Annotated in this window: 1 protein-coding gene; it reads right to left on the bottom strand. The window is 61.1% G+C overall.

Annotation, left to right across the window (positions count from 1 at the left end; all coding sequences use genetic code 11):
• Positions 1 to 12 precede the first annotated feature (12 nt).
• The coding region (locus tag EN862_RS35760) for an ATP-binding cassette domain-containing protein (protein WP_135913348.1) at positions 13 to 288 on the bottom strand (276 nt) is incomplete at its 5' end.

Genomic DNA, 288 nt, shown 5'->3' with positions numbered 1-288 from the left:
GGGTCATGGTCTTCACTCTATCCTGCCGTCCACGATATGGATCCGGCGATCCATGCGCCCGGCCATGTCGAGGTCATGCGTTACCGCAACGACCGTCTTGCCGCGTTCGCGCACCAAATTCTCGAGGATCGCGAATACCTGTTCGGAACTCTTCGAATCGAGGCATCCGGTAGGCTCATCAGCAAGGATCAGGGGCGCATCATTGGCAAGTAAACGGGCCACGGCCACACGCTGGCGCTGACCGCCCGCGAGCTGGTCCGGCCGTTTATCGAGATGCTCGACCAGCCC

This window comes from Mesorhizobium sp. M2E.F.Ca.ET.219.01.1.1, assembly GCF_004016445.2.
GTDB lineage: Bacteria > Pseudomonadota > Alphaproteobacteria > Rhizobiales > Rhizobiaceae > Mesorhizobium.
This window is presented reverse-complemented; position numbering and strand designations above follow the sequence as displayed.